Genomic DNA, 20,078 nt, shown 5'->3' on the forward strand with positions numbered 1-20,078 from the left:
TGCCTGTCCGATGAACCAGACCCGCCTTTTCCTGATTTTCGCCTGGCTGATGGTCGCGGCGCTGTTGTGGATGGAATGGAACAAGGAACACGCGCCGAACGCCAACGCGGCGACGGTCGCGGCGGCGACCACGGTGCCGCCGGCGCAGGACGCCGACGCCGGCGCCACGCATGCGCCGGCCGTTCCGCAGGCCACGGTGCCCGGCACCGCGCCGGCCAGCACCACGCCCGAGACCGCCGCCGCCAGCGCCGCGCCGCGGGTCACCGTCACCACCGACGTGCTGCGCCTGACCCTGGACGGCCGCAGCGTGTTCGACGCCGACCTGCTGCTGTTCCCGCAGACCAAGCAGCCCGGCAGCCCGCCGGTGCAGCTGCTGACCGAAGATGCGGCGCATCCGTACACCGCCACCAGCGGCTGGGTCGGCGAGCGCAATTCGCCGTCGCCGGGCCCGGGCGGTTTCCGCCCCGAGCAGCCGGGCAAGGACTACGTGCTGGCCAAGGGCCAGGACAGCCTGCAGGTGCCGTTCGTGTGGAACGGCCCGGACGGCGTCAGCATCCGTCGCATCTACACCCTGCAGCGCGGCCACTACGCCGTGCAGGTGCGCGACGAGGTCGTCAACCACGGCAGCAAGCCGTGGCAGGGCTACGTGTTCCGCAAGCTGAGCCGGGTGCCGACCATCGTCAGCCGCGGCATGACCAACCCGGATTCCTTCAGCTTCAACGGCGCCACCTGGTTCAGCCCGGCTGATGGCTACCAGCGTCGTGCGTTCAAGGACTACCTGGAAGACGGCCCGCTCAACCAGACCATCTCCGGCGGCTGGATCGCCCTGCTGCAGCACCACTTCTTCACCGGCTGGATTCCGCAGGCCGACCAGCAGGCGCTGTACGTGCTGTCCAACGACGGCCCGCGGCATGTGATCGAAGCGCGCGGCCCAGGCTTCACCGTGGCGCCGGGCGCCACCGCCAGCACCGAGGCGCGGCTGTGGGTCGGCCCGAAGCTGGTCAGCCAGATCGCCAAGGAGAACGTGCGCGGCCTCGACCGCGTGGTCGACTACAGCCGCTTCTCGCTGATGGCGCTGCTCGGCCAGGGTCTGTTCTGGATCCTCAGCCACCTGCACAACCTGCTCGGCAACTGGGGCTGGTCGATCGTCGGTCTGGTGGTGCTGCTGAAGCTGATGCTGTATCCGCTGTCGGCCGCGCAGTACAAGAGCATGGCCAAGATGCGCAAGTTCCAGCCGCGCATCCAGCAGCTCAAGGAGCGCTACGGCGACGACAAGCAGAAGTTCCAGACGGCGATGATGGAGCTGTACAAGAAGGAGAAGATCAACCCGATGGGCGGCTGCCTGCCGGTGCTGATCCAGATGCCGATCTTCTTCGCGCTGTACTGGGTGCTGGTGGAGTCGGTGGAACTGCGTCAGGCGCCGTGGTTCGCCTGGATCCAGGACCTGACCGCGCGCGATCCGTACTTCATCCTGCCGGTGATCAACGTGGCGGTGATGTGGCTGACGCAGAAGCTGACACCGTCGCCGGGCATGGATCCGGTGCAGGCCAAGATGATGCAGTTCATGCCGCTGGTGTTCGGCGTGATGATGGCCTTCGTGCCGTCGGGTCTGGTGCTGTACTGGGTCACCAACGGTTCGCTGGGTCTGCTGCAGCAGTGGTGGATGACCAAGCGCCACGGCGAACCGGCGACCGCCGGCGGTGGTGGCGGTGGCGGTGGCGGTGGCGGCAAGCCACCGGTCAAGACGAAGAAGTAGACACGACAACGCCCGCCCTCCGGCGGGCGTTGCGCATGCGGCCGGGGAAGGCGCCGGCTGCATGCGTTTTCCGCATCGCCTTGCTCGCGAGTCCGTGGTCATGCGCAAGCGCCGTCGTCCGTTGTCGCCGTCCTTGGCCGTGATCGGCCTGCTCGCGTTGGCCCTGGCCGCCTGCCAGCGCCAGCCTGCGAGCAGCGAGGCCACTGCCGCCAAGCCCGCGGCGCCCGCCCCGACGATCGCCATCCCCGGCTCGCCGGCGTTGCAGTCCCAGGCGACGGCGCTGCTGCAGGGCCTGCAGGCGCAGCTGGCGGCGCAGCGCAAGATCATCGTGTTGCTGGCCGACGAGGCCAAGCAGTCGCCGGCCGACCGGCAAACCTCCAGCGGCGTCGGCCAGCAGCTGTTCCACGAGGGCCTGGAGCGCCGCGAGGCGCTGGCCAAGCAGTTCGATGCGCTGCTGGCGCTGCCGGACCCGCAGCGCTTCGCCGCGGTCGGCAGCTTGCTGGACTACGTCGAATCGGCGCCGGACCTGTACGACGCCGACCGCCTGGCGTTCCGCGAGGTCCTCGCCGACTGGCAGCTGCGCATCGGCAAGGACTCCTCGCTGCCGGCGATCAAGCTGCACCAGCGCATCGGCGAGGACCTGGAAGCGCTCGACGAGATCGAGCGCACCTACAACCGCGAGATCACCGCGATCTTCAGCCGCTTCGACCGCACCCGCGCGATCGTGCAGAAGCGCGAGAAGTGGGAGGACTACGTCGCCCACCTCGGCACGCTGTACACGCGCGAGGCGATCCTGCGCGACTACGGCGTGATCACCCCGTACCCGATGTCGATGAAGGACAGCGACCGCGAGGTGTTCGGCCGCGACCTGCCGCCCAAGACCGTGGTGCTGAGTTTCGACGACGGCCCGCATCGCGAGTACACCGACGAGATCGTGGCCATCCTCAAGCGCTACGACGTGCCGGCCACGTTCTTCGAGGTTGGCCGCAACCTGGGCAAGCTCGAAGCGGACGGCAAGGTCGATCTGTCGCCGCTGGCCAGCGTCAGCCGCAGCCTGATGGAGCAGGGCTACACCGTCGGCAACCACAGCCTGACCCACGCGCAACTGTCCAAGGAAACCGGGGCCGCGCTGCGCAGCCAGATCCTCGACACCGACCGCATGCTGCGCGCGGTCGACGCCAAGCGTGCGCCGCTGTTCCGCTTCCCCTACGGCGCGCGCAACGCCGAGGGCATGCAGATCCTCGGCGAGGCCGGCCTGAAGTCGGTGATGTGGAATGTGGATTCGCTGGACTGGGCCGACCCGGTGCCGGAGTCGATCGTGCAGCGCGTGCTCGAGCAGGTCGGCCGCGAGCAGCGCGGCATCCTGCTGTTCCACGACATCCACGAACGCACGGTCAAGGCGCTGCCGCAGATCCTGGACCGGCTCAGCGCCGACGGCTACCAGTTCGCCGCCTGGAACGGGCGCGACTTCAGCGTGGCGCGCGCGGCCAGCAACGCCGCCGCACCGGCGGTGACCAGCGGCTACGACAAGTCCTGGGCCATCGTGATCGGCATCGACGACTACGCGCACTGGCCCAAGCTGCAGTACGCGGCCAACGACGCGCAGGCCATCGCGCAGACGCTGACCGGCAGCTTCGGTTTCCCGTCGTCGCAGGTGATCGTGCTGAAGAACCAGGAGGCCACCCGCAACAACATCCTGGCCGCCTTCCATGACCGCCTGGCGCATGGCGGCGTCGGCAAGAACGACCGCGTGTTCGTGTTCTTCGCCGGCCATGGCGCAACGCGCAAGCTGGCCTCCGGACGCGACCTCGGCTACATCGTGCCCGCCGACTCGGATCCGGCGCAGTTCGCCACCGACGCGATTCCGATGACCGAGATCCAGGACATCGCCGAGAGCCTGGAAGCCAAGCACGTGCTGTTCGTGATGGACGCGTGCTACAGCGGCCTGGGCCTGACCCGCGGCGGTGGCACCAGCGCCTACCTGCGCGAAAACGCGCGGCGCATCGCCCGGCAGATGCTCACCGCCGGCGGCGCCGACCAGCAGGTCGCCGACAGCGGCCCCAACGGCCACTCGGTGTTCACCTGGGTGCTGCTGCAGGCGCTGTCGGGCAAGGCCGACCTCAACGGCGATGGCCTGATCACCGGCACCGAACTGGCCGCGTACGTGGCGCCGGCGGTGTCGAGCATCTCGCAGCAGACGCCTGCGTTCGGCAGCCTGCCCGGTTCGCAGGGCGGCGAGTTCGTGCTGCAGGTGCCGGAGGGCGAAGAGTTCCTCACCGCCAGCACGCAGCAACTGTCCTCGGCCGCGATCGCGATGAACGATCGCGTCGATGCGGCCGCGCCGGCGTCGACCGCGACGCCGAACGCCAGCACCAGCAGCGCCGCCGCGCCGGCCGCTCCGTCCAAGCCGGCAGTGGTGGTCAAGGACCTGCAGGGCGGCGAACGGCCGCTGGCGGTGCCGGTGGCGGCCGGTCCAGTGTCCGATCGGCAGCGTGCGCTGCGCGCCAACGACCGCGGCCTGCAGCTGTACAAGGAGAAGCGCTACGACGAGGCCGAAGCGCAGTTCACCGAGGCGCTGAAGCTGCGCCCGGACTTCGCGCTGGCGGCCAACAATCTCGGCTTCATCTACTATCGCCAGGGCAAGTTCGCGCAGGCCGTGCGCTGGCTGGAGAACACGCTGAAGATCGATCCCTCGCGCGCGGTGGCCTACGTCAACCTGGGCGACGCCTACCGCCAGTTGGGCGATGCGGCCAAGGCCAAGCGCGCCTTCGAGACCTACCTGGAACTGCAACCCAACGGCGCGTCGGCGGCTTACGTGCGCGGGCAATTGCAGACGCTGTAATCCACCGCGCTATCGACCTGCTGCCTCCGCCATGCCGTCTTCCGCCATCGACACCATCGCCGCCATCGCCACCGCTCCTGGTGCGGGCGGTGTCGGCGTGGTCCGCGTGTCCGGTCCGGCGGCCGCGGCCATCGCCGATGGACTGGGCCTGGGCCCCTTGATGCCACGCAGCGCGCGCTACGCGCGCTTTCGCGACGCGCACGGCGAGATCGTGGACGACGGCATCGCGCTGTGGTTTCCGGCGCCGCGCAGCTTCACCGGCGAGGACGTGCTGGAACTGCAGGCGCACGGCAGCCCGGTGCTGCTTCGGCACCTGGTGGCGCGCTGCTGCGAACTCGGCGCGCGGCCAGCGCGCCCAGGCGAGTTCAGCGAGCGCGCCTTCCTCAACCGCAAGCTCGACCTGGCCCAGGCCGAGGCGATCGCCGACCTGATCGCCGCCGGCGACCTGCGCGCCGCACGCGCGGCACGACGCTCGCTGGACGGGGTGTTCTCGCGTCGCGTCGACGAGCTGGCCGAACAGCTGATCCGCCTGCGTATCCACATCGAGGCGGCGATCGATTTCGCCGACGAGGCGCTGGACACGCTGGGCGGCGAGCAGGTCCGCGCCGGCCTGGCGCAGGCGCGCGCGGACCTGGCGCAACTGCGTGCCGACGCCGAACGCGGGCGGCGCCTGCGCGATGGCCTGCATGCGGTGCTGGTCGGCCCGCCGAACGCAGGCAAGAGTTCCCTGCTCAACGCGCTGGCCGGCAGCGATCGCGCCATCGTCACCGACATCGCTGGCACGACCCGCGACACCTTGCACGAGACCGTGCGCCTGGACGGCGTGGAACTGACCCTGGTCGACACCGCCGGCCTGCGCGAGGGTGGCGATGCGATCGAGCGCGAGGGCATGCGGCGCGCGCGCCAGGAACTGCAGCGCGCCGACCTGGCGCTGATCGTGCTCGATGCGCGCGAGGCCGAGGCCGGCCATGCGGCGATCGCCGACGCCATCGCCGACGTGCCGCAGCGCCTGTGGATCCACAACAAGAGCGACCTGCTCGCCACCGTGCCCGTGGCCAGCGCCGAGCGCGTCTATGTCTCCGCCGCGACCGGGAGCGGCCTGGAGCAACTGCATGCGCAGCTGCGTGCGATCGCCGGCGCCGCGGCCGGCGAGGGCAGCGACGGCGAGTTCTCCGCGCGCGCCCGCCACGTCGATGCGCTGCAGCGTGCCGCGACTCATGCCGATGCGGCGACGGCCGAACTGCAGCACGAACGCCTGGAACTGGCCGCCGAGGAACTGCGCCTGGCCCATGCCGCGCTCGGCGAGATCGTCGGCACGCTCAGCGCCGACGACCTGCTCGGGCGGATCTTCTCCAGCTTCTGCATCGGCAAGTAGCACGCACCTGCGTGCGCGCGCCGCCGAATTCGCTTACGGCTTCAACGCCGTCAACTGCGCGCGCTGGTCCTGCAGCCACTGTTCGAACGGCAGCGGCGCCTGCCCGGTCAGCGCCTGGTAGTCGCCGGTGACGGTAGCGACGCGGCCGGCGGCGGTGTTGGTGTCGAACGAGGCATAGATGCGTGCGACCGGCTCGGGCAGGCCGGCGCCGACCATGCCCTGCACCAGGCCCTCGACCGGTACCGGCACCACCTGGATCTGCACGTCCAGCACCTGCGCGACCAGCGCGGCGATGTCGGCGGTGGTGTAGGCGCGCGCACCACTGAGGGTGAGCGTGCGCTTGCCGTCGCCGCTGGCCAGGGCGACCGCGGCGGCGCGGGCCAGGTCGTCGCGGGCGATGTGGGCGATGCCGCCGTCGCCGGCCGCGCTGTACCAGTGGCCCGAGGCCAGCACCGGCGGCAGGCTCATGAACAGGTTTTCGAAGTACCAGTGGTTGCGCAGCACGGTCCAGGCGGGCAGGGCGCTGGCGGCCAGGCTGTCCTCGGTGCCGGCGTGATCGGCAGCCAGCAGCAGCGGCGAGTCGCGCGGTTCCGGGCACGACGTGTAGACCAGGTGGCCGACGCCGGCGCGTTCGGCGGCGGCGATCGCGGCCTGGTGCTGCTGCAGGCGGTGGCCGGGGCGGTCGAGCGCGTCGGTGCTGATCAACAACACGCGGCCGGCGCCACGGAACGCGGTGTCGAGCGAGGTGGCGTCGTCGAAATCGCCGTGGCGCACGTCCACGCCGCGCGCGGCCCAGGCGGCCAGGCGGTCGGGCTGGCGGGTCATCGCCACGACCCGCGACGGCGCCACTTGGAGGGTGTCGAGCAGGTGCGTGAGCACGCGCTGGCCGAACTGGCCGCCAGCGCCGGTGACGAGCAGGGAATCGGAAGATACGGACATGACAGGTCTCCTGAAGAAAGGGAGGCGTCGCAGGACGCCATGGTCTGGAAAAGGAACCTGGTCTATCCTAGAGACCTTGGCCGGGCTGTAAAGACGGCACTTTTTCCGCCCCTGATTACCTCGAGGTAACCACCATGGATCGCGTCTTGCCGTCGGTCGCCGCCGTCGACGGATTGATGAGCCAGCAACTGCAGGACCACCAGCGCGCCGGCATGGCCATCGACCAGTGCCCGGTGCGCGACGTGCTGGCGCAGATCGGCGACAAGTGGAGCACCCTGTTCGTGATGCTGCTGGCCGAACGCCCGCACCGCTTCGGCGAACTGCGCCGCGCGGTGCCGGACATCTCCCAGCGCATGCTCACTCAGACCCTGCGCGACCTGCAGCGCGAAGGGCTGGTCGCTCGCGAGGTGCTGCCGACGGTGCCGCCTGGGGTGGAGTATCGGCTTACCCCGCTAGGGCAGTCGCTGAGCGTGGTGCTGGCGCCGCTGGTGCGTTGGGCCGCCGATCACCATGCGCAGATCCGCGGCGCGCGCGCCGCGTTCGAAGCAAACGCACCGGCGCGAGGATCGAGCGCGGCGTTTGCCTGAGCGCATTCGGCACGGTTACCGGAACTCCCGATGACGGTGGACGTCCCGCGTGTGGAAGCGGCTTCGGGGCGGCTCTAACCAACGACGAAAGGCCATCTGCAGGAGCGGCTTCAGCCGCGACAGGCGTTACCGGGAATGCCCGTCGCGGCTGAAGCCGCTCCTACAGACATTCCCGCATCACCTGCGACATTGCGCAGACCGCAAGCCCGCGGCCCCGAGGGTTCGTGGGCTTGCGCGGATCAGCCCTCCGCAACCACCCGCGCGCTATAGCTGTCGCCATCGCGCTGCACCCGCACCGGTCCGCCGAACACCGCCGACAGCGGCGCATCGGCCAGCAGTTCCTCGCGCGTGCCGTCGGCGTACACCTGACCCTCGCGCAGCAGGATCACCCGCGCGATCTCCGGCACGATCTCCTCGATGTGGTGGGTGACCAGCACCAGGGTGATGCCTTGGCGGGCGAGGTCGCGCATCGTCGCCAGCAGGTGCTCGCGTGCGATCAGATCCAGGCCGGTGCTGGGTTCGTCCAGCAGCAGTGCCTGCGGCCGGTTGACCAGGGCGCGCGCGATCATCACGCGTCGGGTCTCGCCGGCCGACAGCTCGGCGTAGGCGCGTCGCAACAGCGGCAGCGCGTGCGAGGCCTGCAGCGCCTCGCGCGCCCGTGCCCGCATCGCGTCGGTCACCTCACGGTGCGGCGGCACCACATAGCTGGCGAAGAATCCGGACAGCACCGCACTTTCTACGTCCAACCCCGGCATGTCGGCGAGATTGACGCTGAGGTCGCCGCTGACGATGCCCAACTGGCTGCGCAGCCGATCCACCTGCCAGCGGCTCTGGCCGAGCACCCGCACCGCCGGTTCCTCGCCGGCGCGCGCCAGCGGATACAGCTCGCGGGTGATCAGTTTGATGAACGAGGATTTGCCGCAGCCGTTCGGGCCGAGGATGGCGGTGTGTTGGCCGAGCGCGATGCGCAGGCTCAGCGCGTGCAGCACGCGAACCTGGCCGCGGATCACGCTGGCGCGCTCCAGTTCGATCAACGGCGCGGCCGCTGGCATGGGGGTTGCTTGGGAAGAGGCGGCTGACATGGAACCGACACCGTTCTGTGATCGGAAGCGCTTGGCGGCTGAATACCATACGCGAGCGCCGGGTGAAGTTTGCCCGCACAACCCCCATCATGTCGTCATCCCCTCACGCCGTCTTACGCTCTGGAGCTTCTGGCAATGTTCGACGCGATCCTCGACTTCCTTGGCAACGGCCTGCTCGGCGTCGGCTGGTGGGGCATGCTCGCCGTGCTGCTGCTGTTCACCCAGCTCACCATCTTCGCGGTGACCTTGTACCTGCACCGCAGCCAGGCGCATCGCGGTGTGGATTTCCATCCGCTGCTGTCGCATTTCTTCCGCTTCTGGACCTGGTTCACCACCTCGATGATCACCAAGGAGTGGGTGGCGATCCATCGCAAGCACCACGCCAAGGTCGAGACCGAGGAAGACCCGCACAGCCCGCAGACCAAGGGCATCGCCCGCGTGTTCTGGCGCGGCGTGGAGCTGTACCGCGAAGCGCGCACCCAGCGCGGCGACATCGAGCAGTACGGCAAGGGCGCGCCGGACGACTGGATCGAGCGCCACCTTTACACCCCGTACGCCAACCTGGGGCCGGTGGCGCTGTTCGCGTTCAACTTCGCGCTGTTCGGCCTGCCCGGCATCGCGCTGTGGGCGCTGCAGATGGCCTGGATTCCGTTCTGGGCCGCTGGCGTGATCAACGGCCTGGCCCACTGGTGGGGCTACCGCAACTTCGAGTCCGCCGACACCTCGACCAATCTGACCCCGTGGGCGCTGTGGATCGGCGGCGAAGAGCTGCACAACAACCACCATGCCTTCCCGAGCTCGGCGCGCTTCTCGATGCGTCGCTGGGAACTGGACATCGGCTGGATCGCGATCCGCGCACTGGCCGCCTTGCGCCTGGCCAAGATCCTGCGCGTGGCGCCGACCCTGGACGTGCGCCCGAACATCGCCGTGCCGGACGCCGACACCCTGCGCGCGCTGCTGTCGCACCGCTTCCAGGCGATGACCGATTACCAGCGCAACGTGTTCACCCCCGCGCTGAAGGAAGAAGCCGCGCAGGCCGGCGCCAAGTTGCGCAAGCTGCTGCCGCGGCGCCTGCGCAAGGGCCTGGTCGACGACGGCCGCTGGCTCAAGCCCGACGCCCGCGAACAACTGCAGCACTGGGTGGCGCAGCGCCCGCGCATGCGCACGCTGGTCGAGCACCGTGCGCGCCTGGCGGCCCTGCTGGAAGCGCGTAGCCACGACGCCAGTGAACGCCTCAAGCACCTGCAGGCGTGGTGCCACGATGCCGAAGCCAGCGGCATCGCCGCGCTGCAGGCGTACGCGGCGCGACTGAAGGGCTACGCCCTGGCATGAGCCGCGGCGTACCGCGCACCCCGTTGCACGAACGCCGCCTCGCGCGGCGTTCGTCGTTGAGGGCCGGGCTGACGCTGGGCATCGCCTGCGTCCTCTTCGCCGGCAGCGTCGCCAACGCCGAGGCGCAGGCCATCGACAGTACCGCCAGCTACCTGCAGCGCATGGACCGCGACGGCGACGGCCGCGTCAGCCTGGACGAATACCTGGTCTGGATGAGCTACGCCTTCGACGCGCGCGACCTCGACCACGACGGCGTGCTCAGCCCCGCCGAACTGCCCGGCGGCCGCGGCCCACCGATCACCCGCGCACAACACATCGCCACCCTGACCGCCCGCTTCCGCAAGCAGGACACCAACGGCGATGGCTACCTCAGCGCGCGGGAGCTGGCGGCGCCGCCGCAGTGAGCACGGCCGTGTCGCCACACGCGCTGTGCGTTCCGTCGCGCAGCGCGCGGAGTGTCTGCTCAACAATCCCCAGCTTCAGCAGAAGCGCACCTCGCGCCCGCTAAGCTTGTCCATCTACCTGCGACATTCGACGAACCCATGCCCGAACTCCCCGAAGTCGAAACCACCCGGCGCGGCCTGGAGCCGCATCTGTCGGGGCGGCGCATCCATGGGGTGATCCTGCGGCGGCCGGATCTGCGCTGGCCGATTCCGCGGGAAGTGGCCGAGCAATTGCCGGGGCAGCGTATCGACGGCATCCGCCGGCGCGCGAAGTACTTGCTGCTGGACACTGCGGTCGGCAGTGCATTGCTGCATCTGGGCATGTCCGGCAGCCTGCGCGTGCTGCCCGGCGACACGCTGCCGCGGGCGCACGACCATGTCGACATCAGCCTGGAAGACGGCCGCGTGCTGCGCTTCAACGATCCGCGCCGGTTCGGTTGCCTGCTGTGGCAGGCGCCGGGCGAAACCCATCCCTTGCTCGCCGAGCTGGGGCCGGAGCCGCTGTCGGATGCGTTCGACGGCGATCATTTGTTCCGGCTCAGCCGCGGCCGCACCGCGCCGGTGAAGACCTTCCTGATGGATCAGCGCATCGTGGTCGGGGTGGGCAACATCTACGCCGCCGAGAGTCTGTTCCAGGCCGGCATCAGTCCGCTGCGCGAAGCCGGCGAGGTCTCGCGTGCCCGCTACGCGCGTCTTGCCGAGGCCGCCAAGGCGATCCTGGGCTATGCGATCCAGCGCGGCGGCACGACCCTGCGCGATTTCATCAGCCCGGACGGGGCGCCGGGCTACTTCGAGCAGGAACTGTCGGTCTACGGCCGCGAGGGCGAGGCCTGCAAGCGCTGCGGGCGCACGCTGCGCCATGCCAGCATCGGTCAGCGCGCCAGTGTCTGGTGCGGCCACTGCCAGCGCTGAGCGATGAGCCTGACACAGGCGGTTCGGCGCCTGCGGGGCACCTCCAACAACGCGGTTTTGTGGCGGCGCAGCGAGCCATGCCGTCGCGACCGTGAGGGCGACTTCGGCCGCGACATACATTCGCGTTAACGCGTCGGCTCAAGCGCTTCTATCAGTGGCTTTCTCGCGTTAGTAGACGCTCCTCTAAACGCCTTGCCCGCTCCCCGCGTCGCCGCCGCCGATGCGGTTGGGTGGGAAAGCGATGTCGCCAGCAGCAGTGCGCCGCCGCCGGAGCGGCGGCGCCTGGGATGCATCCGGTGAGCCCATCACCGCCGCCTTCGGCGCCGCTTGTCTATCATGGGCATCCTCTTTCGTTTCGGTCCGGCCATGCAACGACGCGATTTCCTCAAGAACGCCGCCGCCGCCTTCGCCGCCATGGGCTTGCCGGGGATGCCGATGCTCGGCCAGGCCGCTCCTGCGGTGGGCCTGCGCCGCCTGGGCAAGCCGCAGCCGTTCGACTACGCCTGGCTCAAGGGCCACGCGCGGGCCATGGCCGATGCGCCATACCAGAGCCACAAGCGGGTGCTGCCGGCGCCGGTGGAGGCGTTGACCTGGGACCAGTACCAGTCGATCCGCTACCGCCAGGACCACGCGCTGTGGGCGGCCGACCAAGGCCCGAAGTTCCAGGCCAAGTTCTTCCACCTGGGGCTGTACTTCAAGACGCCGGTGCACATGTTCGACCTGGTCGACGGGCAGGCGCAGGAACTGGCCTACGACAGCGCGGCGTTCGACTACGGCAGCAGCGGGCTGAAGGGCGCGCACCTGCCCAAGGAACTGGGCTTCGCCGGTTTCCGCCTCAACACCAAGCAGGACACCGAGCGCGACTTCGCCGCGTTCCTCGGCGCCAGCTACTTCCGCGCGGTGGGCAAGGAGGGCCAGTACGGGCAGTCGGCGCGCGGGCTGGCGATCGATACCGGTACCGGCGGCCCGGAGGAATTTCCGGATTTCATCGCCTACTGGCTCGAGCAGCCCCAGGCCGGGTCGGACACGGTGGTGGTGTACGCGCTGCTGGATTCGCCCAGCGTCGCCGGCGCCTACCGCTTCGCCATCACCAACGGCGACGTGCTGCTGATGGACATCGACAGCGCGCTGTATCCGCGCAAGACCATCGAGCGCCTGGGCCTGGGTCCGTGCACCAGCATGTACCAGGTCGGCGAGAACGACCGCCGCATGGATTGGGACTGGCGCCCGGAGATCCACGACACCGATGGCCTGGCGATGTGGACCGGCGGCGGCGAGTGGATCTGGCGGCCGCTGTGCAATCCGCCGCACCTGCGCTTCAACATGTTCGTTGACGACAACCCGCGCGGTTTCGGCCTGCTGCAGCGCGACCGCAACTTCGATCACTACCAGGACGACGGCGTGTTCTACGAGAAGCGCCCGTGCCTGTGGGTGGAGCCGAAGCAGGGTTGGGGCAAGGGTTCGGTGCAACTGGTGGAGATCCCCACCGTCGACGAGACCTTCGACAACATCGTCGCGTTCTGGAATCCGCAGGACAAGCCGCAACCGGGCCAGGAGCTGCTGTTCGGCTACCGCCTGTACTGGGGCGCGCAGCCGCCGGCGTCCTCGCCGCTGGCGCATTGCGTGGCCACCCGCACCGGCCTGGGCGGCGTGGTCGGGCAGAAGCGCCACTACTTCTCCTGGCGCTTCGCGGTGGATTTCGCCGGTGGCGAACTGGCCAAGCTGGGCAAGGAGAAGGACGCCAAGGTCGAGGTGGTGCTGCAGCTCAACCGTGGTCGCACCGAAATCGTCTCGGCCCGGCCGCTGCATGAGATTGCCGGCTACCGCGCGATGTTCGACGTGGTGCCGCCGGACGACGGCAGCGAGCAGATCGACATTCGCCTGTACCTGCGCAGCGGCGAGCGCCCGCTGACCGAGACCTGGCTGTATCAGTGGACGCCGCCGCCGGTGGCCGAGCGCAAGTTGTACTGAGGAGGCGCGCGTACGCGGTGCCGATGCTTGGCATCGGCGCGTGGACGTTCATCCCGGGAGGCGCGGCGATGCGATGTCGTCGCGCTTCGCTCGTCGGGACTGAAGTCCCTCCCACAAGGGGGATTGCACTCGGTCGAGAGAAACGCGCAGCCGCGCCTGCAAAGCAGGGCGATACATCGAACGCGTCCTGTGGGAGGGACCTCGGTCCCGACGCTGTCCGCCTCGCACTCAGTGCTTGGCCGGTTCCTGCGGCGGCGGCGGCGCGCCTTGCGTGCTGATGTCCTCGACATCGCCGATGTCGACCCGGCCCGGTGTGCGGCCGTCCCACACCTGGTCCTGCAGCTTCCAGTACGCGCTCGGTTCCCAGAACTGCTTGGCGTAGAACACTTCCGGATCGATGCTGCCGCCGCGCGGGCCGTTGATCGACAGCGGGCCGGCCGCGCCGGAGTGGCCGAGCAGGCCGCCGGTGCTGCGCATCGCTTCGCGCCGCAGCACCGCTTCCTGGCGCGGCTTGGCGACCTGGTCGCCGTACTCGGCCAGCATCGACTTGTCGAGCTTGGCCGCGCGCTTGCGCTCGTCCGGGGTCAGCTGATTCCAGTACTCCATCTTGCGCGCGCCGAACTGGTCGTAGCCGCGCTCGGCGGCCAGCGCCATCCACAGGAAGCCCATCGTGTGGTCGGCGGCGCCGCCCTGGCCTTCCCAGTACATCTCGCCCAGCCGTGCCTGCGACGGCTTGTCGGCGTAGCGCGCGGCCAACTGGTACTGCTTCCTGGCCTCGGCGTAGTCGCCCTTCTTGTCGGCGCGGATGCCGGCGCGACGATAGAACAGATCCAAGTGCGCCTCGAGGAAGCCGTCGGTCAGCACCTGCGCCGGGATGTCCTGGAAGGTGTGGTCGCCCGGGGCCGCTGCGGCCTGGCCGGGCAGGGCGAGCAGCAAAGCGCAGGCCAATGCGGTGCCGCTGCCGGCAAAAAATCCTTTCAACGAAAGCATATTCCTCATCCCATGAGTGCGATCGGCGCGATTCTAGGCATGCCGCCGGGCGCGCTCCATAGACTGATGGCATAGGCACAGGAGCCTGCGCGGCAAGCGTCAGCGGCGGTTCATCGCGGCCAGACCCGACGCACCAGCGCGGTGCATCGAGCGTTGCATCCGGGTTACAGCGGCAGGGCGATCTGCAGCGGATCGATGCGGCCTTCGCCGCGCATGATCTTCTTGAACTCGGGGCGGCTGACCGACACGTAGCGCTCGTTGCCGCCGATCTCCACCTGCGGGCCGTCCTGCACCGCATGGCCGTTCTCGTCCACGCGCACGGTCATCGTCGCCTTGCTGCCGGTGTGGCAAATGGTCTTGATCTCCTGCAGTTCGTCGGCCCAGGCCAGCAGGTACTGGCTGCCCTCGAACAGCTCGCCGCGGAAATCGGTGCGCAGGCCGTAGCACAGCACCGGGATGCGCAGCCGGTCGACCACTTCGCTGAGCTGCCAGACCTGCGCGCGGCTGAGGAACTGCGCCTCGTCCACCAGCACGCAATGCAGCGGGCCGTGGCTGGCGATGTCGGCTTCGATGATGGCCAGCAGATCGGTCTCGGCGCCGAAGCCCATGCCGTCGGCGCGCAGGCCGATGCGCGAGGCGACCACGCCGCTGCCGGCGCGGTGGTCCAGCCGCGGCGTCAGGATCGCCGTGCGCATGCCGCGTTCGCGGTAGTTGTGCGCCGACTGCAGCAGCGTGGTGGTCTTGCCGGCGTTCATCGCCGAATAGTAGAAGTACAGTTTCGCCATGCCGCCGATTCTAGCGCGGCGGCCGCGCACCCCGGCCGCCAGGCGGATCGCGAACCGGTTCAGCGCCGGCGCGGCGGTGAGGCGTCGGCGCCGGCCGGCGCCCGTTACAATGCGCGGCCAAGGGAAGTCTTCATGCACGGTCTCAATCCTCCCCAACGCGCCGCGGTCCTGCATTGCGAGGGTCCGTTGCTGGTGCTGGCCGGCGCCGGCAGCGGCAAGACCCGCGTGATCGTGGAAAAGATCGCGCACCTGATCGCCAGCGGCCGCTATCCGGCCAAGCGGATCGCCGCCATCACCTTCACCAACAAGTCGGCCAAGGAAATGCGCGAACGCGTGGCCAAGCGCATCCGCAGCGAGGCCGCCGACGGCCTGACCATCTGCACCTTCCACGCCCTGGGGCTGAAGTTCCTGCAGATCGAACACGCCGCGGTGGGGTTGAAGCGCGGCTTCTCGATCTTCGACGCCGACGATGCCGCCGCGCAGATCAAGGACCTGATGCCGGGGGCCAAGCCCGATGCCATCGAGGACGCCAAGAACCTGATCTCGCGCGCCAAGAACGCCGGGCTGTCGCCGGAGCAGGCAATGGCGGCGGCGCGCAGCAACCGCGAGCAGGAAGCGGCCAGCCTGTACGAGCGCTACCAGGCGCGGTTGAGCACCTTCAACGCGGTGGACTTTGACGACCTGATCCGCCTGCCGGTGCAGGTGCTGGAGGAGAACGAGGACATCGTGATGGCCTGGCGCGAACGCATCGGCTACCTGCTGGTGGACGAAAGCCAGGACACCAACGACGCGCAGTACCGGCTGCTGAAGATGCTGGCCGGCCCGCGCGGCAACTTCACCTGCGTGGGCGACGACGACCAGAGCATCTACGCCTGGCGCGGGGCCAACCCGGAAAACCTGATGCAGATGGGCCGCGACTATCCGGCCCTGCAGATCATCAAGCTGGAGCAGAACTACCGCTGCTCAAACCGCGTGCTGCGCGCGGCCAATGCGTTGATCGCGCACAACCCGCACGAGCACCTGAAGACGCTGTGGAGCGACCAGGCCGACGGCGAGCGCATCCGCGTGTGGGAGTGCCGCGACAGCGAGCACGAAGCGGAGAAGGTGGCCGCCGAGATCGCCTACCTGGGCACCGCCAAGCAGGTGCCGTGGAGCGACTTCTGCATCCTGTTCCGCGGCAATTTCCAGTCGCGGCCGCTGGAAAAGGCGTTGCAGATCGCCGGCGTGCCGTACCACATCACCGGCGGCACCGCGTTCCTGGAGCGGCAGGAGGTCAAGGACGTGCTGTCCTGGCTGCGCCTGTTGGTCAATCCCGACGACGACGCGGCGTTCCTGCGTGCAGTGCAGGCGCCCAAGCGCGAGGTCGGCGCGACTTCGCTGGCCAAGCTGGCCGAGCTGGCCTCGGCCAAGCACCTGCCGATGTCGCGCGCGGCCGAGTCGGTGGGCGCGCTGCAGCAGTTGCCGCCGCGCGCGGCCAACGGCCTGAGCGACTTCGTCGACATCCTGCACGAATTGCGCGCGGCCTCGACCACGCTGTCCTCGGCCGACGTGGTGCGTCAGCTCGCCGAGCAATCCGGGCTGATCCGCGAACTGCGCCATCAGTGCAAGGACGAAGCGAGTTTCCAGCGCCGCCGCGGCAACCTGGAGGAACTGGCCAAGTGGTTCGAGGGCGGCCCGCGCGGCGCCACCGTCGGCGACCTGGCCGCGCAGCTGGCGCTGCTGTCGCGCAACGACAAGGACGACGGCGGCAACCAGGTGCGGATGATGACCATGCACGCGTCCAAGGGCCTGGAGTTCCGCTACGTGTTCATCGTCGGCTGCGAGGACGGGGTGCTGCCGCACGAGGTCAGCCTGGAAGAGGGCAACCTGCAGGAAGAGCGGCGCCTGCTGTACGTGGGCATCACCCGCGCCAAGGAGCAGCTGTGGATGAGCTACAGCAAGCTCACCCGCAAGTTCGGCGAGCACATCCGGCTCAAGCCCAGCCGCTTTTTCGACGAGATCCCGGCCGAGGAAATGCAGCGCGACGGCGCCGACCCGGTGGCCGATGCGGCGCGCAAGAAGGAGCGCGCCAATGCGGGGTTGGCGGCGATCCAGGCGTTGTTTGATTAGACGCCGGGATTGGGGAATCGGGATTGGGGATTCGTAACGGCGGGGCGCGTCGCGCCGCTCCCTTCTCCCCTCGGGATCACGCAGAGGAGCTAGTCGGCTTTTCCTTCTCCCCTCGGGAGAAGGTGCTCCGAAGGGGCGGATGAGGGTACGGGCGAAGCCTCGTGCACTCACACGCTGCGAGTCGCTTCGCGCCGTACCCTCACCCCAACCCCTCTCCCGGGGGGAGAGGGGCTAGTCGGCTGTTCCTTCTCCTTTTGGGAGAAGGTGCCCCGAAGGAGCGGATGAGGGTACGGGCGAAGCCTCGTGCACTCACACGCTGCGGGTCGCTTCGCGACGTACCCTCACCCCAACCCCTCTCCCGGGGGGAGAGGGGCTTGATTGCGGGCGCTCACACACTGTCCGTTGTGTGCAGGGTTGCAGGCCTCCGGCCGGCGCGTTCTCTCCTGCCGTGTGAGTGCTTGGTTCTTTCGTCGCGGCGGAAACACGCGCGGCTCCTGCCGAGGCTTGCGGACCACATGGGCAACCCACTGTGGGAGGGACTTCAGTCCCGACGCATTGCGGTGTGCCGAAGCCAGTCGCGCCGCATCGCGGCGGCAGCCATCTCGATGAAACGAGAACGGGCCGCGCTAGGCGGCCCGTCTCTCGTTACGGCGGCGCTGACGCTTACGCCGACAGGTGTTCGATCGCCGCGACGCTGCCGAGGCGGTCGCCCAGACGCTTGAGCAGGGCCAGGCGGTTGCGGCGTAGCGCCGGGTCGTCGGCGTTGACCATCACGCCGTCGAAGAACGCGTCCACCTGCGGACGCAGCCGCGCCAGGAAGTTCAGTACGGTGACGTAGTCGTGTTGGCGCAGCGCGCCGTCCGTCTCCACGATCACCGCTTCCACCGCCTCGGCCAGCGCGCTTTCGGCCGGCTCGCGCAGCAGGGTCGGGTCGATCTGCCCCGGAATCTCGCCCTCGGCCTTGCGCAGGATGTTGCGGATGCGCTTGTTGGCCGCGGCCAGCGCCTCGGCTTCCGGCAAGGCGGCGAAGGTACCGATCGCGTCGATGCGGCGGTCGAAGTCGTACAGCGAACCAAGTGCCACGGTCGCGGTTGAAACCGCTCCTGCAGCGCCCGCGGTGCCACCTGTAGGAGCGGCTTCAGCCGCGACCGAGAACAATGCAGCGACCGCATTGAACTGCGTCGCCGGCACGCCCTTGTCGGCGTAGTAGCCGCGCAGGCGGTCGAGGATGAAATCGAACTGCTCTTCAGCTGCCAGTTCTTTAGACAACAGAGCAGGATCGATCTCAATGCTTTGCTTCAACGATACCTCTGACTGCAAATCCGACTTGAGATAAGCGCGAACCAGTTGCGCCACCTGTTCCAAAGAGGCTTTCGCCTTAATTTTTGCCCATGCCTGGATTGATGCATGCGTCACTAATTTCCGCACATCCACATCAAACCCACTCTCAATCACCGTCCGCGCCAACCCCAGCGCATTGCGCCGCAGCGCGAACGGATCCTTGTTGCCGGTGGGCTTCAAGCCGGCGGCGAACCCACCGGCCAGCGTGTCCAGGCGTTCGGCAATCGCCAGCACCTTGCCCAGCGGCGACAGCGCGATGTCGTCGCCGGCGAAGCGCGGCTGGTAGGCCTCGTCGATCGCCAGGGCGATCTCGCTGGGCTCGCCGGCGGCGACGGCGTAGTGGCGGCCGGCGATACCCTGCAGTTCCGGGAACTCGTTGACCATGCGCGACTGCAGGTCGTTCTTGCTCAGTTCGGCGGCGCGGCGCGCCTGCGCCGGGTCCACGCCGACCTGCGCGGCGATCGCTTCGGCCAGCGCGGCCACGCGCTGCACCTTGTCGGCGATGCTGCCGAGCTTGGCCTGGTAGGTGACGCTGGCCAGGCCGGCGCCCATCGCTTCCAGGCCCTGCTTGAGGTCTTCGTCGAAGAAGAACTTGGCGTCGGCGAAGCGCGGACGGATCACCCGCTCGTAGCCCTTGGCCACTTCGGCGACGTCGCGCGAGACGATGTTGGCGATGCCGATGAAATGCTCGGTGAGCTTGCCGCCGTCATCCAGCACCGGGAAGAATTTCTGGTTGCTCTCCATGGTCTCGATCAGCGCTTCCTGCGGCACCGCCAGGAACGCCGGCTCGAACTTGCACAGCACCGCCGACGGCCATTCGACCAGGTTCACCACCTGCTCCAGGTTGTCCTCGGCGATGCGCGCGCTGCCGCCGGCCTCGCGCGCTGCCTGTTCGACCTCGGCGACGATGCGCGCGCGGCGCACGTCCGGGTCTACCAGCACCTGCGCGGCCTGCAGCGCGGCCACGTAGTCGCCCGGCTGCGCCAGCGGCACCGGCGCGTCGTGCAGGAAGCGGTGGCCGCGGCTGTCGCGGCCGGCTTCCACGCCGAACAGCGGCATCGGCACCACCTCGCTGCCGAACAGCAGCACCAGCCACTGCACCGGCCGCGCGAAGCCGTAGTCGTGATCGCCCCAGCGCATCGGCTTGGGGATCGGCATCGCCGCGATCGCCTCGCGCAGGATCTCCGGCAGCAGCGTCGCGGTGCGCGCACCCGGGTTCACCGCACGGTGCACGAAGCGCTCGCCCTTGGCGTCGCTGGCGCGCTCCAGCGCGGTCCAGTCGATCCCGGCCTTGGCGGCGAAGCCCTGCAGCGCCCTGGTCGGTTGGCCGTCGGCGTCCAGCGCGATGTTGACGTAGGGGCCGAGCACTTCCGCGCGCTGCTCCGGTTGCTCGACGGCCACGCCCGGCAGCAGCACCGCGAGCCGGCGCGGCGTGGACAGCGGCTTGGCGTCGCCGCGCTCGACCGCGATGCCGCGCTTCTCCAGCCCGGCGATCACGCCGTCGAACAGCGCCTGGGCCAGGCCCGGCAATGCCTTGACCGGCAGTTCCTCGGTGCCCAGTTCGATCAGCAGGGGAAGGTGTTGGCTCATGTGTCAGACCTTGCTTAGCGGTTC

General features: G+C 69.1%; 14 protein-coding genes. 9 read left to right on the forward strand and 5 right to left on the reverse strand.

The annotated features are described in order from the left end of the window. The first annotated feature begins 10 nt into the window (after positions 1 to 10). The 3 genes from yidC to mnmE all read left to right on the forward strand — a co-directional run bounded on the left by yidC (position 11) and on the right by mnmE (position 5,973). Positions 11 to 1,756, forward strand: a complete 1,746-nt coding sequence (yidC, locus tag GGR66_RS15180) for a membrane protein insertase YidC (RefSeq protein ID WP_184448835.1) — start codon at positions 11 to 13, stop codon at positions 1,754 to 1,756. 100 nt (positions 1,757 to 1,856) lie between these two features. Next, positions 1,857 to 4,598: a tetratricopeptide repeat protein gene (locus GGR66_RS15185; protein WP_184448836.1), complete on the forward strand. Its 2,742-nt coding sequence runs from the start codon at positions 1,857 to 1,859 to the stop codon at positions 4,596 to 4,598. Positions 4,599 to 4,629: 31 nt separating this feature from the next. Further along, positions 4,630 to 5,973 carry a tRNA uridine-5-carboxymethylaminomethyl(34) synthesis GTPase MnmE gene (gene mnmE / locus GGR66_RS15190; RefSeq protein ID WP_184448837.1) on the forward strand — a complete coding sequence of 448 codons (1,344 nt, stop codon included), beginning with the start codon at positions 4,630 to 4,632 and terminating at the stop codon, positions 5,971 to 5,973. A gap of 33 nt (positions 5,974 to 6,006) precedes the next feature. On the opposite strand, the gene GGR66_RS15195 is transcribed toward mnmE, so the two are convergent. After that, a complete protein-coding gene (locus GGR66_RS15195; RefSeq protein ID WP_184448838.1) occupies positions 6,007 to 6,912 on the reverse strand; it encodes an NAD(P)H-binding protein in 906 nt (301 codons plus the stop codon). A gap of 134 nt (positions 6,913 to 7,046) precedes the next feature. On the opposite strand from GGR66_RS15195, the gene GGR66_RS15200 reads away from it, so the two are divergent. Beyond that, positions 7,047 to 7,499: a helix-turn-helix domain-containing protein gene (locus tag GGR66_RS15200; RefSeq protein ID WP_184448839.1), complete on the forward strand. Its 453-nt coding sequence runs from the start codon at positions 7,047 to 7,049 to the stop codon at positions 7,497 to 7,499. A gap of 239 nt (positions 7,500 to 7,738) precedes the next feature. Here the strand turns inward: GGR66_RS15200 and GGR66_RS15205 are convergent, their stop codons facing one another. Next, the gene (locus tag GGR66_RS15205; protein ID WP_184448840.1) at positions 7,739 to 8,581 is read right to left on the reverse strand and encodes an ATP-binding cassette domain-containing protein; all 843 of its coding nucleotides are present in this window, start codon (positions 8,579 to 8,581) and stop codon (positions 7,739 to 7,741) included. 135 nt (positions 8,582 to 8,716) lie between these two features. Between GGR66_RS15205 and GGR66_RS15210 the strand changes: the two genes are divergently transcribed. The 4 genes from GGR66_RS15210 to GGR66_RS15225 all read left to right on the forward strand — a co-directional run bounded on the left by GGR66_RS15210 (position 8,717) and on the right by GGR66_RS15225 (position 13,239). Then, entirely contained in the window at positions 8,717 to 9,913 is a 1,197-nt protein-coding gene (locus tag GGR66_RS15210) for a fatty acid desaturase (protein ID WP_184448841.1), read from the forward strand. Then, on the forward strand, positions 9,910 to 10,317 hold the full coding sequence (locus GGR66_RS15215) for an EF-hand domain-containing protein (protein ID WP_184448842.1): 408 nt from the start codon (positions 9,910 to 9,912) through the stop codon (positions 10,315 to 10,317). The genes GGR66_RS15210 and GGR66_RS15215 overlap by 4 nt, the downstream gene beginning before the upstream one ends. Before the next feature lie 138 nt (positions 10,318 to 10,455). Next, positions 10,456 to 11,268, forward strand: a complete 813-nt coding sequence (gene mutM / locus GGR66_RS15220; RefSeq protein ID WP_184448843.1) for a bifunctional DNA-formamidopyrimidine glycosylase/DNA-(apurinic or apyrimidinic site) lyase — start codon at positions 10,456 to 10,458, stop codon at positions 11,266 to 11,268. 366 nt (positions 11,269 to 11,634) lie between these two features. Continuing rightward, on the forward strand, positions 11,635 to 13,239 hold the full coding sequence (locus GGR66_RS15225; RefSeq protein ID WP_184448844.1) for a glucan biosynthesis protein D: 1,605 nt from the start codon (positions 11,635 to 11,637) through the stop codon (positions 13,237 to 13,239). A 228-nt stretch (positions 13,240 to 13,467) separates the two neighbouring features. Here GGR66_RS15225 and GGR66_RS15230 read toward each other — a convergent pair whose 3' ends face one another. Further along, positions 13,468 to 14,229: a sel1 repeat family protein gene (locus GGR66_RS15230; protein WP_160967142.1), complete on the reverse strand. Its 762-nt coding sequence runs from the start codon at positions 14,227 to 14,229 to the stop codon at positions 13,468 to 13,470. Between the two features lie 164 nt (positions 14,230 to 14,393). Further along, complete coding sequence (locus GGR66_RS15235) at positions 14,394 to 15,014, reverse strand: thymidine kinase (RefSeq protein ID WP_184448845.1); 621 nt, start codon at positions 15,012 to 15,014, stop codon at positions 14,394 to 14,396. A 132-nt stretch (positions 15,015 to 15,146) separates the two neighbouring features. Between GGR66_RS15235 and rep the strand changes: the two genes are divergently transcribed. After that, positions 15,147 to 17,123 (forward strand): DNA helicase Rep, encoded by a 1,977-nt coding sequence (gene rep, locus GGR66_RS15240; RefSeq protein WP_160967138.1) that lies wholly within the window; start codon positions 15,147 to 15,149, stop codon positions 17,121 to 17,123. Positions 17,124 to 17,786: 663 nt separating this feature from the next. On the opposite strand, the gene glyS is transcribed toward rep, so the two are convergent. After that, complete coding sequence (gene glyS / locus GGR66_RS15245) at positions 17,787 to 20,054, reverse strand: glycine--tRNA ligase subunit beta (protein ID WP_184448846.1); 2,268 nt, start codon at positions 20,052 to 20,054, stop codon at positions 17,787 to 17,789. Between the last annotated feature and the right edge of the window lie 24 nt (positions 20,055 to 20,078).

The organism is Xanthomonas sp. 3498 (assembly GCF_014199795.1).
Lineage (GTDB): Bacteria > Pseudomonadota > Gammaproteobacteria > Xanthomonadales > Xanthomonadaceae > Xanthomonas_A > Xanthomonas_A rydalmerensis.

Coding starts and splice junctions, on each gene's coding strand:
- mutM (WP_184448843.1), top strand. CDS start 10,456: ATGCCCGAACTCCCCGAAGTCGAAACCACCCGGCGCGGCCTGGAGCCG.
- mnmE (WP_184448837.1), top strand. CDS start 4,630: ATGCCGTCTTCCGCCATCGACACCATCGCCGCCATCGCCACCGCTCCT.
- rep (WP_160967138.1), top strand. CDS start 15,147: ATGCACGGTCTCAATCCTCCCCAACGCGCCGCGGTCCTGCATTGCGAG.
- GGR66_RS15205 (WP_184448840.1), bottom strand. CDS start 8,581: ATGTCAGCCGCCTCTTCCCAAGCAACCCCCATGCCAGCGGCCGCGCCG.
- GGR66_RS15225 (WP_184448844.1), top strand. CDS start 11,635: ATGCAACGACGCGATTTCCTCAAGAACGCCGCCGCCGCCTTCGCCGCC.
- GGR66_RS15230 (WP_160967142.1), bottom strand. CDS start 14,229: ATGCTTTCGTTGAAAGGATTTTTTGCCGGCAGCGGCACCGCATTGGCC.
- GGR66_RS15235 (WP_184448845.1), bottom strand. CDS start 15,014: ATGGCGAAACTGTACTTCTACTATTCGGCGATGAACGCCGGCAAGACC.
- GGR66_RS15195 (WP_184448838.1), bottom strand. CDS start 6,912: ATGTCCGTATCTTCCGATTCCCTGCTCGTCACCGGCGCTGGCGGCCAG.
- yidC (WP_184448835.1), top strand. CDS start 11: ATGAACCAGACCCGCCTTTTCCTGATTTTCGCCTGGCTGATGGTCGCG.
- GGR66_RS15200 (WP_184448839.1), top strand. CDS start 7,047: ATGGATCGCGTCTTGCCGTCGGTCGCCGCCGTCGACGGATTGATGAGC.
- glyS (WP_184448846.1), bottom strand. CDS start 20,054: ATGAGCCAACACCTTCCCCTGCTGATCGAACTGGGCACCGAGGAACTG.
- GGR66_RS15185 (WP_184448836.1), top strand. CDS start 1,857: ATGCGCAAGCGCCGTCGTCCGTTGTCGCCGTCCTTGGCCGTGATCGGC.
- GGR66_RS15210 (WP_184448841.1), top strand. CDS start 8,717: ATGTTCGACGCGATCCTCGACTTCCTTGGCAACGGCCTGCTCGGCGTC.
- GGR66_RS15215 (WP_184448842.1), top strand. CDS start 9,910: ATGAGCCGCGGCGTACCGCGCACCCCGTTGCACGAACGCCGCCTCGCG.